This is a genomic window from Salegentibacter sp. BDJ18, from assembly GCF_017579965.1.
In the GTDB taxonomy this organism is placed as follows: Bacteria; Bacteroidota; Bacteroidia; order Flavobacteriales; family Flavobacteriaceae; genus Salegentibacter.
The window spans coordinates 62,943-78,169 of the sequence record NZ_JAFLQX010000025.1 but is presented as its reverse complement, the minus strand read 5'-3'; the positions used below and the strand labels follow the sequence as shown (position 1 = coordinate 78,169).

Below are 15,227 nucleotides of genomic sequence, written 5' to 3'. Positions count from 1 at the left end.
AGAAGTTTTGGTTGGTTATGTGGTTTGATAATCAGTAATTTAAATAAACTAAATTTACGTAATTTTCGCTGAACTGGTTTATATAGCCTATTTTTTGCAAAAAGTGGGGTTTATCACTATTTTAAAGAAAAAATATCTAAGTATGAAAAATAAGAATCTAACTTCAATTATATTATTTGCCGCTACTACAGCTTCAAAAGAGTTTAACTTTAGAAAAGATCACGATACTATAAGGGTAAAAGATCTAAAGACTTCCGTAAAGTTTTACAAAGATATTTTTGGGTTAGAACAAATAGATAACGGTGGCCTTGGAGACCATATTAAATGGTTTAAGCTGGGTAATAATGTACAGCTGCATTTGGTGGAAAGCGATACGGAAATAGAGAAAAATAAAGGTTTTCACTCTGCTTTTAATACCGAGAACCTATCGGAATTTATGGAATTCCTTAAAGATAAGAACATTCCTTTTGAAAACGGGAAAGGTGAAAAAAACACGATTACCAACCGCCCGGACGGGGTTAAACAAATTTATTTTCAGGATCCCGATGGATACTGGATAGAGGTGAACGACAGTAAGGTTTAGCTTTTTACCGCATATTCCTTTTTAAGCAAGCCAAGTTCTTCAATAGTTTTTAAAACACCGTTTTCGTTGTTATCAAAATTGGTTAAATACTTACTTGCTTTAATTATCTCGGGATGCGCGTTTTTCATTGCGTAGCTATATTTCGCGTTTTGCATCATTTCCAGGTCATTGAGATAATCTCCAAAAACCAGGGTTTCTTCAGAAGAAATATTTAATTCTTCCTGGATACCGCTAATTGCATTTCCTTTATTTGCAGTAATAGAAGTGATATCTATAAATACATGGGCGGCAATTGCTACTTTATAATCAGTGGCATATTCTTCTAAATGCGGGTAGGTATTTTCTTCAACCCCATTAAAATTACAAAAAGTTACTTTTAAAAATGTGTCGTCTACCTGGGTGAGATCGTCTACTTTTTTTATCTTTTTATAAAATTTGTTGATTTCGTTAAAAAAGCTATCGTCTTTACTTTCTATATACGCCGAATTTTTCCCGCAAAGTACTAAGTGTGTATTAGAAAGTTCCCTACCTTTTCTTACAAAATCCATCGCGGCTGTTTTGTCTAAAGGGTTTACATACAGATCTTTTCCTTTATGCACTACGTGAGTACCATTTTCGGCAAAAAACATCATTCGGTCTTTAATTCTTTCAAATTTGCTCTCCAGATTGTAAAACTGCCGGCCACTTGCCACAGCGAACATTATTCCTTTATTATTAAGTGATTCTTCTATCTCCCAAAAATCTGGATGTATCTCGTGCTCGTCGTTCAACAAAGTTCCATCCATATCGGTCACAATCAGTTTTATCATAGCGCAAAATTAAGCTGCAAATATAAAAGATTAGAATTGGGTATAAGTTAAGAAAGCATCAAATGTCCTACTATCTAAATAGAAATTCTTGATGTATGTCTTTGATTCCCAAAAAGCTGAAGTGGTATTCGCTATTTTTATTTAAAATAATTATAAATAAGCTTTTGAAAAAGGGATTTCGTTTTTACATTTGCCGCGTATTTAAATCCAATCTAAATAAAAACACTGACTAATGAAGCTTTCAAATAGCCTGATTATGTTCTTTCTTTTAGCTATTCAAATTAGCTTTGCACAAAATAACGGTGCAATTAAAGGAAATGTAGTAAATAATGCAGCAAACCCGCTGTCTAATGTTAATGTTGAAGTTAAAGGCCTTCAAATTGGTGATGAAACCAATAATAGGGGAGAATTTACATTAAGAAATATTCCGGAGGGAAACTATACACTACAAATTTCTTATGTAGGGTATGAGACCCAGAATTTAAAAGTTAGCGTACAGCCTGGCGCAACTACCAATATTCCTTCTATTGTTTTATTAGGAAAGGAAGAGCAGTTGGGAACCGTGGTTTTAAGGGGAAATGGAAACGGAAATAAATTTACCCGAAATACCAGCGTGAGTGTAGCAAAGATGCCACTTAAAAAGATCGAAAATCCACAGGTTTATAATAATATTACCGCTGAGCTTTTACAGGAACAGGTAATTACCAATTTTGACGATGCGATTAAAAACGCTTCAGGACTTACCAAACTTTGGGAATCTACCGGCCGTGGAAATGATGGTGCAGGATATTTCTCGCTTAGAGGTTTTCCTGTGCAACCAACTTTAGTAAACGGTTTGCCGGCACTAACTAACGGGAGCCCAGATCCTGCCAATATGGAAAATATTGAAGTAATTAAAGGCCCGTCTGGAACACTTTACGGAAGTAGCCTGGTGTCTTACGGTGGTTTAATTAACATCACCACCAAAAAGCCTTATAATTATTTTGGCGGAAATGTTTCTTACACTTTAGGAAGCTTCGGACTTAACCGTGTAACTGCCGATGTTAATACTCCGCTTGATGAAACCGGTGATGTTGCTTTAAGAGTAAACACTGCTTACCATACCGAAAACAGTTTTCAGGATGCCGGCTTTAATAAATCTTTATTTGTAGCGCCTTCGTTAAGCTATAAAGTAAATGATAAACTTTCATTTTTTATAAATACTGAATTTTACGATTCTGAAAGTACAAATCCTTTAATGTTATTCGTAGATAGAGGTGCACCGCTTAGAGCTACCAATATAGAAGAATTAGGTTATAACAACGAGCTTTCTTACACCAGTAACGATCTTACTGTAGAGAACCCCACTTTTAGCCTGCAGGCGCAAATGAATTATGAACTTTCTGATAGCTGGACTTCTCAAACGGCAGTTTCAACAGGATCGGCTAAAGCATTGGGGAATTATTCATATTTATATGAAACTACTCAGTTTAATCAGGGTAGAGAAGAGGTGCCTGGTGAAGCAACAAATTTAGATGAAGGACTTGTGTTTTCCCGCTACATTAGTAATCAAAATTCTACAACTATAAGTAATGATATTCAGCAGAATTTTATCGGAGATTTTGAAATCGCAGGAATGCGTAACCGCACGGTAGTTGGTTTAGATTATTTCAATAGAAAAGTAATTGATAACAATAGCGGATATGTTGGAAATGGTGAGGTTTATACTGGTAAGGCCAGCCTTCAGAATGTAAACGAAAGTGTTTACGATATCTACGAGCCTGAAAACTATATCACCAATTACGATAGCGGAATTCTAAGTAAAGAAGGTGTAGCCGGCTTATTAGAAAACGTAAATAGGAATAATAATATCGCTGAAGAAGATATTTATAGCGCCTATATTTCTAACGTTCTTAATTTTACTCCGCAATTGGCTGTAATGACCAGTCTAAGATTAGACCAGTTTGAAACTGAAACCAATAGCCAGACCGCACTATCTCCAAAATTTGGAGTGGTTTATCAACCGGTTTTAGATAAAGTAGCGCTATTCGCAAATTACATGGATGGTTTTAGCAACGTGGGCCCAAGACAGGTAGATAACCTGGAGACCGGAGAAACAAGAACTATAGTTTTTGATCCTGAAAGAGCAAAACAATTTGAAGTTGGGACCAAATTAAACCTGCTTAAAAATCATCTTTCTGCTACCTTAAGTTATTACGATATCCAGGTTTCTAATATGGTAATGCAAGATGCTGAAAACCCTTTTAATCTTGTTCAGGATGGAGAGCAATATAGCCGCGGATTTGAAGCCAGTCTTACCGCCAGCCCTTTTGAAGGTTTAAATTTAATTGCAGGATTTAGCCATAACGATAGCGAATTAACTGAATCTGATCAAACTGATTTTCTTGGAAGAAGACCGGAATCTGCTGGGCCGGAAACTTTAGCTAACTTCTGGGCAAGCTATCGTTTTGTTCAGGGAAATCTTAAAGGTTTCGGACTTGGTTTTGGCGGAAATTATGCTAGTGAGAATATGATCTTTAACCGTCAAACTGCTGGTATTTTTACTCTTCCTTCTTACACGATTTTAAATGCTTCATTATTCTATAATGTAGATAAATTTGGAATTAATTTGAAGTTGAATAATCTTACCAACGAAGAATATTATACCGGTTGGTCTACAATAAATCCTCAAAGACCAAGAAACTTTGCGGCGAGTTTAACTTATAATTTCTAATTAAATAAATTAATATGGTCACCATCAAAATTGTTTTGAGTTTTGGTGGTGGCCTATTTATATGCAGAAAAAAACAAAAAATAAAGGATTAAAGAAGTGGATTGCAAAACTTCATTTGTGGCTGGGACTGGGTTCCGGTCTTATTGTTTTTATAGTAGCAGTTACCGGATGTATTTTTGTTTTTCATGACGAGATTAAGGACATTACCCGCGATTATCGCAAGGTCGCCTCTCAAGAATCAACATTTGTAGCGCCTTCAAAACTTCAAAAAAAAACAAAATCGCTTTTTCCTGAAGCCCAACCGGGAATGGTTGTTTACCAGGGCAGGGACCGTTCAGCTTTTGTTTATTCTGTGATAAATGAGGTGCCGCATCATATTTATTTCAATCCCTATTCTGCTGAATTTCTTCAGAAAGAAAACCTGGAAGACGATTTTTATCTAATTGTAGAAGATTTACATATGCATCTCTGGCTTCCGGAGAAAATTGGAAAACAGGTAGTAGGAATTTCTACATTAATTTTCGTTTTCATGCTTATTTCTGGAATAGTGCTTTGGTGGCCGAAAAAGCGAAAAAACTTCAAGAAACGTCTTCAAATAAGATGGGATGCCAAATGGCGCCGTGTAAATTACGACTGGCATAGTATAACCGGATTATATATTTCACTTCTGGCTTTGTTTATAGCCATTATGGGACTTAGTTTTTCTTATGAATGGATGAATCACGGCCTGTACGACGTGGCAAATCTATGGCAGGAAAAACCGGAAGACCGGTTAAATATTCAAATTGAAGATGCTAAATATTCTGAAAACGCCCTGGATATTGCAATAGTTGAAACCTTAAAACAACGGCCTGAAGATGAAATGTTTTTTGTGTGGGAACAGGGTGGAAGCGCACCAATAACTACAGGATCTTATCCTGAAGCTCTGGATTATGATCACCAATCTAACTTTTATTTTCATCCGGAAACCGGGGAATTATTGAAAAATCACGAATACTCTAGCAAAAGTGCCGGGATGAAATTACAGGAAATGACCTTTGGTTTACACACGGGCCAGTATTTTGATCTACCCGGAAAAATAATCGCATTTTTTCTAAGCTTATTTGTAGCCGCTCTTCCCGTTAGCGGATTTATAATTTGGTTTGGTCGTAGGAATAAAAAAAAGTAAGCCAAAAGCTTAAAAAAGTATCCAGTCTACAATTCCGCCTACAATGGCTATAAAAACAGCCAACCATAACGATGGGAGAAAACCTTCGGTCTTAAAATCGCTACTAAACTGGTCGGCAATTTCTATAATAATCGCGTATGCAATAACCCTGGTTATAAATCCTAATCCCAGGAAATAAAAAATCCCGAAAGTGGCTACGTTCAGTAATAAAGTGAGGACCCAGCTTAATAAAAAACTCAGCACTCCAATAATTAATGCTACAATAATAGCCGTTTTAAAGCCGTCTAATTTTACCTTGGGCATTATATTAGCCGCGGCGAGTAAAACCAGGGCATCTATAACAATATGCACTATCCATTGAAGCATGGCTTTCTATATTTTTTGGTTAGGTTATTTAAAGATAGAAAAATTTAGCCAAAAACTTAAAAGCAATTTTACTCGATAATCGAGATTTCCCTGCTAAATATCAGGAGCTGCGCGGTAGTTTATTTAGGGTGTTTTTCTAAAGTAGTAGGTTGCTGATTGGTAAGAATCTCCCAAATAGCTTTAAAATTAGCCAGTTGTTCGCGGCGTTTAATAGTTTCAGAAGAGGTATATGCAACGGGAGCGGCTTCTAATCCTTTATAGTCGGCATCCAGATTTTTAGCAATATAAAGACTTCTGGGTAAGTGAAATTTTTGCGTGATTACTATGGCGTCTTCGATTTCAAAAACAGATTTTGCTCTAAACATACTATCGTAAGTATCAAAGCCAGAATGATCTAAGATAATATCTTCAGAAGAAACTCCTTTTTTCAATAAATAATTTTTAATGGCATTTACTTCATCATAATCATCGGTTCTATGATCGCCACTCACCAGAAAATTTTCAATCTTATTTAACTTATAAAGTTGGTAAGCAGTTTCTACCCGATCTTCAAGAATTGGAGATAATTTTCCATCAGCATGTACACTAGCGCCAAGAATTATTCCTGTTTTTGCTGAAGGAATCTGGGTGATTTCAGAATAGATTAGGCCAGAAGTTTCTTTTTGTACATAAGCTTCTAATCCAAATATTATAAGGATGCTTATAATAACAAAAAGTGCAAAAGCGAGAATTAGTTTTCTAAACAGCTTCATAAGGCGGCGCCAATTATAAAACGAAGATAAAGAATTATAGTTTACCTATTTGTTTAATTTATTGAGGAAGCTTTATGCATAAAAAGTGATTGATTACCTTTGAAAGTCTTAAAAGAATACTTGAAACATGAGCAATATAAAAGCTTTACAATGGCGTTATGCCACTAAAAAGTTCGATCCGCAAAAAATTCTCTCTATAGAGAAAATAAACATTCTTAAAGAAGCCTTTAATTTAACTGCTACCTCTTATGGCTTACAACCTTTAAAAATGGTTGTGGTGCGTAATAAAGAATTGCAGGAGCAATTAAAAACTGCTTCCTGGGAGCAGCAACAGTTAAACACTGCGTCTCACGTTTTAGTGATTTGTATTGAAAAGAAAGTTGATAAGAATTTTATTGAAAAATACTTTAAAAGGGTAAAACACATACGCGAAACTCCAGATGATATTTTAGATCCTTTTAAAAAATCTTTGGTAAATAGTTTTGAATCTAAAGCCGAAGAAGAAGTGCACGCCTGGGCACTAAATCAGGCTTATTTAACTTTGGGAACACTTTTAACCGTTTGTGCTACCGAAGAAATAGATGCCTGCCCAATGGAAGGTTTTGAACCCGATAAATATGATGAGCTCTTAAATTTAGGAGAACGCAATTTAAGATCGGTTCTGGTTTTACCGGTAGGTTACCGTGCAGAAGACGATATGTTTTCTGAATTTAAAAAGGTGCGAAGACCTTTAGATGATGTGATTATTGAAGTAAATTAATAATTCACGTACCGGGTAATTTCAAGTCCGTAGCCAATCATCCCAACCCGTTTGGTTTGTTGAGAGTTTGAAAGCAACTTGATTTTATGAATTTCCAGATCGTGTAGAATCTGTGCACCAATTCCAAAATCTTTATTATCCATATTAATAGGCGGAGCTTTAACTTCGCCTTTTTTCTGGCGTTCTTTTAGCTCTGCAAGTCGTGGTAAAAGATTTAAAGATTGTAATGCAGGATTTATAAAAACAATTGCACCGCGGCCTTCCTCGTTTATAGCCCTAAACATATTATCCAATTTCTTGTCGGCATCATTGGTTAATGTTCCAAGAATATCGTTATTAATTAGCGTAGAGTTTACCCTAACCAGAATTTCTTCATCGTTTTTCCAGCTACCTTTAGTAAGTGCTAAATGAACCTGATTATTTGTAGTTTGACGATAAGCCCTTAATCTAAATTTCCCAAAACGGGTATCTAAATCAAAATCTTCTTTCTTTTCAATTAGAGAATCGTGTTGCATTCTGTAAGCAACAAGGGCTTCAATAGAAACAATTTTAAGATCGAATTTCTGGGCAACTTCCATTAACTGAGGGAGTCTTGCCATAGAACCATCTTCATTCATTATTTCTACAATAACTCCTGCAGGTTCAAAACCGGCAAGCCTGGCAAAATCTATAGCAGCTTCGGTATGCCCTGTTCTTCGTAATACGCCGCCTTCTTTAGCTTTAAGCGGAAAAATATGCCCGGGACGGTTAAGGTCTATGGGTTTGGTTTCAGGATTTATTAAAGACTGAATGGTTTTAGCCCTGTCTGAAGCTGAAATTCCTGTAGTAACACCCTTACCGCGTAAATCTACCGAGATGGTAAAACCGGTTTCCATAGGATCGGTGTTGTTACTTACCATCATTTCCAGTTTCAGGTTTTTACAACGTTCTTCAGTAATTGGTGCACAAATGAGTCCGCGGCCGTGAGTAGCCATAAAATTGATCATTTCCGGAGTCACTTTTTCTGCGGCGGCAACAAAATCTCCTTCATTTTCCCTGTCTTCATCATCTACCACAATAACAACCTTGCCTTCACGGATATCGTCTATTGCTTCCTGAATGCTGTGAAGTTTAAGCGGAGTTTGGGTAGTGGTTTCCTGAGCCATGTTATGTGTTATTTTGGGCTGCAAAGATATTTAATCTATTTTTCTTTTCGGCTTAATAATACCAGCTTTTTTAAGAGCTTTACGTATAGGTTCGGTAATATTATCAAAAGCAAAAAGACCCTGGTCTGTAGTAGCTCTGTAGGTGAGATAAATTCCTAATGGTAACATAATTAAAGTAGAAAGCCAGGTGGCCAAAAACGGACTTACACTACCGTCTTCGGCGCTGTTTTTAGCAAATATGCCAATAAAGTGATAGGTAAGAAAAAGTAGAACAGCAACAACCATAGGTAATCCCATCCCGCCTTTTCTAATTATAGCGCCTAAAGGTGCACCCACAAAAAATAAGATAATACAGGCAGCGGCCAGCACATATTTTTCGTGTAGGGCTATTTCAAATTTGTTGATTTGTTTAGTAGAATTTTTTAACTCAGATTTTTTAATATTTAAATGAGAAAGTGCCCCATTGATAGACCCAAGCGAGAGATTAACAATTTGAATAGCCTGGTAGGTATCGTATTCTTCCAGAATTGTATTTTCTATTTCTTTTATAGAATCTGACGGATTAAGATTTACTTCGATTTTATCAAAATCTGTTCGGCGGTACATATTTTCGCTAAGATTTCTTTTCTTTTCGTTATGAGCGGTAGAAAATGAATCTATACTTTGCTTGAGTTCAGAAATATTAAGCATTCCCTGGGTGTTACTGTAACTCTCATCTTCCAGGTCTACATTATTAAAATCTGAAAGATCCAGGTTTATGGTATATTCTTCAAAATAACTCTTGGCGAAAGGTTTATTTCTTCTTTTAGAATAATCTGAAGGTTGAATTTCGTCGTAATAATTACCGTCTTTTAGAATTAGAGAAAGTACCTCAGAATCTGTACTGCCCATTAATTCACCTTCTTTGGCCTTCATTACGGTAAAGTTTCCGCTACGGGCAGTTTTTTTATGGATAATAACATCGGTTAGATACTGGCCGTTATCGCCACTTTTATCGTCAACTTTAATATTTATGGTTCCCAAATCGTTAAAAACCCCTTCGGTAATGGCCATTGCCGGTTTTAATTTGGCAATATTTTTCCTAAGATTTATAGATTTATATTCTGCGGCGGGAATAACATTATTAGCAAAAAAGAATGCAGTAACGCTTACTAAAAGAATGAATAAAGTTAAGCTACGCATAGCTCTTTGAAGTGAAATCCCCGAAGATTTCATTGCCGCAAACTCATAATTTTCGGCAAAATTACCAAAAGTCATTATGGAAGTAAGCAGGATAGTAAGTGGTAAAACCAGTGGCACCAGTTTGGGAGAGAAATAGAGAAGGAATTTAAGAATAATTTCAGTATCCAAATCTTTCCCGGCCAGTTCACCTATGTACAGCCAAATGGTTTGGAGTACAAAGATGAACATTAAGATAATAAAAACAGTAAAAAACGTTTTTAGGTAACTGGTGAGTATGTACCGGTCTAATATTTTCAATTTAGTCTAATCTATTGATGTAAAAATCTTCGTAACGATCTTCTTCAAAGGTAAAAAGGTTTTGTGCCAGTTCCTGGTCGGTTTTAAAGCTTTTTACGGTAATAGTTATTTTGGTGTTATTATCCTGAGTTTGGATAAGATTATAAATATGCTTGGTTTGACTGTCTATTCCCAATAGGATATTCTTAACCTCGGCATCACTATCTTTTGGAGTTAATTTTACATATTGAATTTTACGGCCATTCAAGTTTTGAGCGGCATCCATCTCATAATTGTAACCTTCTTCATAAAAGGTGAACATTTTTGACGGAGTGATATTATTTTCTTCCTCTTCAACATAGGTAGAAATATTTATCTCTTCGTCTTCAGGAATAATGGTATAAATTTTCTCTCCATCAAACATTTGGGTAGTTCCCATTAAATTTAGTACATATTTTTCTCCTGCAATACTTACATCCCCACGGGTTTCCTGGTTTACATTCGCTGCATTATTTTGTAGGGTGTATTTAAAATCTATCACCATATTGTCATAGCTTTTAACTTTAGAAGAAACTTCTTTTAAAAGGTTTTCAGCTTTTTGAGAATTCTGGGCGCTTAAGCTCAGGGTGAAAACAGCGAGCGTAATTAAAATTAAATTTTTCATCTTAGTAATTAGGTGTATTATTCTTCGTTTAATAATTGATCTAAAGCTGCAAGATCTGTCACTAAAACCTGTCGGGCTTTACTTCCTTCAAAAGGTCCTACAATGCCGGCTGCTTCTAATTGATCTATAATCCTACCGGCGCGATTGTACCCTAATTTTAGTTTACGTTGCAGCAAAGAAGCAGAGCCTTGTTGAGCCGTAACGATCACCTCGGCAGCTTCTCTAAAGAGTTTATCTCTTTCGCTTACATCTATATCAACACCTGTGCCACTATCGTCTGCTTCGTAGGCAGGAAGTTGGTGCGCTTCTGGATAAGCCTTTTGCGAACCAATAAATTCTGTTATTTTATCCACTTCAGGAGTGTCTACAAAAGCACATTGTAAACGCCTAAGTTCATTACCCTGGGTAAAAAGCATATCTCCACGACCAATAAGCTGATCGGCTCCCTGGCCGTCTAAAATCGTCCTGGAATCTATTTTTGAAGTTACCCTAAAAGCAATTCTAGCCGGGAAGTTGGCTTTGATAATACCCGTAATTACGTTTACCGATGGCCTTTGTGTAGCAATTATTAAGTGAATCCCAATGGCCCGGGCCAGCTGTGCTAAACGGGCAATTGGGGTTTCTACTTCTTTCCCGGCGGTCATTATTAAATCGGCAAATTCATCTACCACTAATACAATGTATGGCAGGAATTTATGGCCGTTTTCGGGATTTAATTTTCTGGCTTTAAACTTAACGTTGTATTCTTTAATATTACGAACCATTGCATCTTTAAGCAATTCGTAACGATTATCCATTTCAATACATAAAGAATTCAGAGTATTTATAACCTTAGTATTATCGGTAATAATTGCATCTCCTGAATCTGGGAGTTTTGCCAGATAATGTCTTTCAATTTTATTGAAAAGCGTAAGTTCTACTTTTTTAGGATCTACCAGCACAAATTTTACTTCAGCAGGATGTTTGCTATAGAGTAGGGAAGTAAGAATGGCATTTAATCCAACCGATTTACCCTGACCTGTTGCCCCGGCCATTAGCATATGCGGCATTTTTGCGAGATCTACCACAAAAGTTTCGTTAGAAATGGTTTTTCCTAGGGCCATTGGTAATTCCATTTCAGCATTTTGGAATTTTGGCGAAGCAATTACCGAACGCATAGAAACAATAGTTGCGTTTTTATTAGGAACTTCAATACCAATAGTCCCTTTCCCCGGAATAGGCGCAATAATACGAATACCTAATGCTGAAAGGGAAAGCGCAATATCGTCTTCCAGGTTTTTAATTTTTGAGATTCTAATTCCGGCTTCCGGGACAATTTCGTATAAAGTTACGGTTGGGCCAACCGTAGCCTTAATTTGAGCGATCTCAATTTTGTAATTTTTAAGCGTATCTACAATACGGTTTTTATGCTCTTCCAGCTCTTCCTGGTCTACCGTAATACCGCCACCATATTCCTGAAGCAACTCCAAGGTTGGAAATTTATAATTACTTAGTTCTAAAGTGGGGTCAAATTCCCCAAAATCTTTCACGATTTTGTTACTAATTTTATCTTCATCCAACTCTTCTTCCTGCGCTGTTTCCACTTCCATTTCTACTTCTTCAGGCTCAACCGGTTTAGGTTTTGGAGTAGGTGCAGGTTTTTCTTCTTTTGGAGGTGTGGTATCCAGTTTTATTTCTGCTGAAGATTTTTCAGCTGGTTTATCGGCTTTTGGGATAGATTTTTCCTTCCAGTCGGTTTCTTCTTCTGTTGCTGAAATTTCTTCCTCATTAGACTTAAATTCTTTATTAAGGCTATCTTTTTTAGATTTTAGAAAGCTTCCTATTAATTCAGGCGTAAGATTTAATCTTAAAGTTAAGTAAGCAATAAATAAGAACAACATCAATAAAATTGTTCCGAAGAAACCTAAATAATCCTGAAGGAAATCGTTCATTTCAAAGCCAATTCGGCCGCCCAGTAGCGGATTTTTAGCAGCGAAAAAACCGAAGAAAATAGCTAGCCACAACATAATTAAAATACCCCAAAACCAGGATTCCCTTAGTTTTGTAGATTTTACGCCAAGAAAAAGATGAAATCCGCTGTAGCTTACTAAAATTGAAAAGATAAAAGCGGCAACGCCAAATCCTTTGTACATAAAAAAGTCACTAACTGAAGCGCCAAATTTGCTTAGCCAGTTTTTGGTTTCTACTTCACGATTTGAGAATTCGCCAAGCGTGCTTTGGTCTACCTGCCAATTGAATAAAAACGAAATAAATGCAACACTTAAAGCGAGGCCAAATAACATTAAGAAACTGCCTAAAACTACCTTTTGTTGCCGGTTAAGTTTAAAGGAAAATTTAGTCGACTTTTTCCCGGTGCTTGTTTTAGTCCTGGTTTTCTTTTTGGCCATAGATGATTTGTAGGATTTTGAGCAAAAATACAAATTAGCCCCGTCTAAAATAAAGAAAATTGCTTTCAGTTTATGGGGTGCTGTTTTGTATGCTTAAACGTTCAAATCTAAGCAATTATTTTTTGAGAAATATAGAGGAAAATCATTCAGCATCTAAAAGCCTTAGATTCTGAAAGCTACTGAAGAATATTTTAAAAAATATAAGGAAAGTAAATAAACGCACCAATAATTACCGCAGTTACTGCGGCGATGAATACTGCGCCAGCGGCAATATCTTTTATATGCCCAATTTTACTATGAAAATCTGGATGCACAAAGTCTGCCATTGCTTCAAGACCTGAATTTAGTCCTTCGGCAGTCATCACCAGGCCTATAGCTACAAACTGAAACATCCATTCGGTTTTATTAATATCAAAGAAATACCCGGCAATACACATAATTATTGCGAGCACAAATTGCACTTGTATGCTCTGCTCGTGTTTTAGTAGCAACCAGGCACCTTTAATGGCATAGCCGCCTCCTCTAATTCTTTTTCCGAGGAAACTATCCCGCATTATAACAGGGTTTTAAGAGCTGCCAGGTAATCTGGTTCTTCGCCAATTTCAGGAACTTGCTGGCTGTGAATTACATTGCCGTTTTCATCTAAAACAATTACTACTCTAGAAAGTAAAGCTTCAAATGGGCCATCCATAATTTCAAGGCCGTAATCTTTTCCGAAGTTTCTATCTCTAAAATCTGATAGGTTAATTACGTTTTCCAAACCTTCATCGTTCACAAAACGCTTTTGAGCGAATGGTAAATCGCGGGAAATACAAAGTACAACGGTATTATCAAGTTCTGTAGCTCTCTCGTTAAATTTTCTAACTGAAGTTGCACAAACCCCTGTGTCTATACTTGGAAAAATATTAAGAATTACACGCTTTCCTTTAAAATCGTTTAAAGTTGCGGTACTAAGATCTGATTTAATGAGGGCGAAATGGGGTGCTCTCTCTCCTTTTTCTGGAAGGTTACCATAGGTGTTAATTTTTTCACCTTTTAATGTTATTTGCGACATGGATGTTTTCTATTAAATTGGATTGATAAATTTAGAACATCTGTTTTAGGGATTTACTAAAATTATCATAAAAACAAAGGGCTGCCTCAATATAAGACAGCCCTTTTTAAATTATAATTAAAACGCGATTTTTAACGGTCTATAGAACCAACTACTTTTTGCATAAAGTTGTTGCAGGCATCTTTTTCTGGAGTACCTCCATCTATAGAATGCTTTACTTCTACAGCTCCGCATAAGTTCGAGATCAATTCACCTATCACATCCATTTCCTCGTCTTTTACGGAACGATGTTCAGAATAGCTTTCAAGGACTTCTATGGTATGTTCCAGTTTTTGAGCCTCGTTCTCGCGTGCTAAATGTTTAATTACTGGTAACTTCATTTACTAGGTCTTTTAGAGGTTCAAATTTGTTAGTTTGTACCTGATTAACGAAACTTCCGTTTTTAAAAGTGGCAAAAGTTGGTAGGTTATCTACATTTGCCAGTTTTCTGGATTCCGGGTATTTTTCGGCATCTACCAATAAGAACGTTGCATTCTCATTTTCTGAAGCCAATTTTTTAAATTTAGGCTTCATTAATCGGCAGTTACCGCACCATCCGGCCATATATTGTACCACAACGGTTTCGTTATCTGAAACTATTTCGTTTAAATTATCTTGTTCAAGTTCTTTTATCATAACAATCTCTTTCCCTTTTTTCTTAGTTTAAGCTTAGGTAAGAAGCAACTCCGTCTCTATCGGCGTTCATTGCGTCTTTACCTTCTTCCCAGTTTGCAGGACAAACCTCACCTTTTTCCTGTACGTGAGTGTAAGCATCTACAAGTCTTAAGAATTCTGCTACGTTTCTACCAAGTGGCATATCGTTTACACCTTCGTGGAAGATTTTACCTTCTTCATCAATCAGGTAAGTAGCACGGTAAGTTACGTTGTCTCCTTCTAGAGTAACATCTCCGGTTTCTTCATCATAAGATTCTCCGGTAATATCTAGAATTCCAAGACGTGAACTTAGGTTTCTGTTAGAATCTGCAAGGATTGGATATTTAACGCCTTCAATTCCTCCATTATCTTTTGGAGTATTTAACCAGGCAAAATGTACTTCTGGAGTATCACAAGAAGCTCCAACTACCATTACATTTCTTTTTTCAAATTCTTCAGCAGCTTTTTGGAAAGCGTGTAATTCTGTAGGGCAAACAAAGGTGAAATCTTTAGGGTACCAGAATAACAATACTTTTTTCTTGTTTTTCTGTGCTTCTTCCAAAATATTTAGTTGAAAGGTATCACCCATTTCATCCATTGCGTTTACGCTTAAATTTGGAAATTTTTTTCCTACTAATGACATATTAATTCTGTTTTTTATTGGTTTAACTTACA

General features: G+C 36.3%; 16 protein-coding genes. 4 read left to right on the top strand and 12 right to left on the bottom strand.

Annotated elements, in window-relative coordinates; translation table 11 throughout:
• The first annotated feature begins 142 nt into the window (after positions 1–142).
• Positions 143–583 (top strand): VOC family protein, encoded by a 441-nt coding sequence (locus J0871_RS14615; RefSeq protein ID WP_208225996.1) that lies wholly within the window; start codon positions 143–145, stop codon positions 581–583.
• Here J0871_RS14615 and J0871_RS14610 read toward each other — a convergent pair.
• Complete coding sequence (locus J0871_RS14610; protein ID WP_208225995.1) at positions 580–1,392, bottom strand: HAD family hydrolase; 813 nt, start codon at positions 1,390–1,392, stop codon at positions 580–582. The genes J0871_RS14615 and J0871_RS14610 overlap by 4 nt on opposite strands.
• Before the next feature lie 232 nt (positions 1,393–1,624).
• Between J0871_RS14610 and J0871_RS14605 the strand changes: the two genes are divergently transcribed.
• A complete protein-coding gene (locus J0871_RS14605) occupies positions 1,625–4,105 on the top strand; it encodes a TonB-dependent receptor (protein ID WP_243870511.1) in 2,481 nt (826 codons plus the stop codon).
• A 61-nt stretch (positions 4,106–4,166) separates the two neighbouring features.
• Complete coding sequence (locus J0871_RS14600; protein ID WP_208225994.1) at positions 4,167–5,273, top strand: PepSY-associated TM helix domain-containing protein; 1,107 nt, start codon at positions 4,167–4,169, stop codon at positions 5,271–5,273.
• Positions 5,274–5,282: 9 nt separating this feature from the next.
• On the opposite strand, the gene J0871_RS14595 is transcribed toward J0871_RS14600, so the two are convergent.
• The gene (locus J0871_RS14595; protein ID WP_075327307.1) at positions 5,283–5,639 is read right to left on the bottom strand and encodes a phage holin family protein; all 357 of its coding nucleotides are present in this window, start codon (positions 5,637–5,639) and stop codon (positions 5,283–5,285) included.
• A gap of 119 nt (positions 5,640–5,758) precedes the next feature.
• Positions 5,759–6,391, bottom strand: a complete 633-nt coding sequence (locus J0871_RS14590) for an ElyC/SanA/YdcF family protein (protein WP_208225993.1) — start codon at positions 6,389–6,391, stop codon at positions 5,759–5,761.
• Between the two features lie 127 nt (positions 6,392–6,518).
• Here J0871_RS14590 and J0871_RS14585 point away from each other — a divergent pair, with 127 nt between their 5' ends.
• Positions 6,519–7,151 carry an NAD(P)H-dependent oxidoreductase gene (locus J0871_RS14585; RefSeq protein WP_075327305.1) on the top strand — a complete coding sequence of 211 codons (633 nt, stop codon included), beginning with the start codon at positions 6,519–6,521 and terminating at the stop codon, positions 7,149–7,151.
• Here the strand turns inward: J0871_RS14585 and ribB are convergent.
• The 9 genes from ribB to J0871_RS14540 all read right to left on the bottom strand — a co-directional run bounded on the left by ribB (position 7,148) and on the right by J0871_RS14540 (position 15,195).
• Entirely contained in the window at positions 7,148–8,296 is a 1,149-nt protein-coding gene (gene ribB / locus J0871_RS14580; protein WP_208225992.1) for a 3,4-dihydroxy-2-butanone-4-phosphate synthase, read from the bottom strand. The genes J0871_RS14585 and ribB overlap by 4 nt on opposite strands.
• Before the next feature lie 30 nt (positions 8,297–8,326).
• Positions 8,327–9,775, bottom strand: coding sequence for an LptF/LptG family permease (locus tag J0871_RS14575; protein ID WP_075327303.1), 1,449 nt, complete (start codon positions 9,773–9,775; stop codon positions 8,327–8,329).
• Between the two features lies 1 nt (position 9,776).
• The gene (locus J0871_RS14570; protein WP_075327302.1) at positions 9,777–10,418 is read right to left on the bottom strand and encodes an outer membrane lipoprotein carrier protein LolA; all 642 of its coding nucleotides are present in this window, start codon (positions 10,416–10,418) and stop codon (positions 9,777–9,779) included.
• Between the two features lie 17 nt (positions 10,419–10,435).
• Entirely contained in the window at positions 10,436–12,805 is a 2,370-nt protein-coding gene (locus J0871_RS14565) for a DNA translocase FtsK (RefSeq protein ID WP_208225991.1), read from the bottom strand.
• Positions 12,806–12,996: 191 nt separating this feature from the next.
• A complete protein-coding gene (locus J0871_RS14560) occupies positions 12,997–13,359 on the bottom strand; it encodes a diacylglycerol kinase family protein (protein ID WP_208225990.1) in 363 nt (120 codons plus the stop codon).
• Positions 13,359–13,859, bottom strand: coding sequence for a thiol peroxidase (gene tpx, locus J0871_RS14555; protein WP_208225989.1), 501 nt, complete (start codon positions 13,857–13,859; stop codon positions 13,359–13,361). Before tpx ends, J0871_RS14560 begins: the two co-directional genes overlap by 1 nt.
• Positions 13,860–13,990: 131 nt before the next feature.
• Positions 13,991–14,239, bottom strand: coding sequence for a hypothetical protein (locus tag J0871_RS14550; RefSeq protein WP_075327298.1), 249 nt, complete (start codon positions 14,237–14,239; stop codon positions 13,991–13,993).
• Positions 14,220–14,534, bottom strand: coding sequence for a thioredoxin family protein (locus tag J0871_RS14545; protein ID WP_075327297.1), 315 nt, complete (start codon positions 14,532–14,534; stop codon positions 14,220–14,222). The genes J0871_RS14550 and J0871_RS14545 overlap by 20 nt, the downstream gene beginning before the upstream one ends.
• Positions 14,535–14,556: 22 nt before the next feature.
• On the bottom strand, positions 14,557–15,195 hold the full coding sequence (locus tag J0871_RS14540; protein ID WP_057480715.1) for a peroxiredoxin: 639 nt from the start codon (positions 15,193–15,195) through the stop codon (positions 14,557–14,559).
• Between the last annotated feature and the right edge of the window lie 32 nt (positions 15,196–15,227).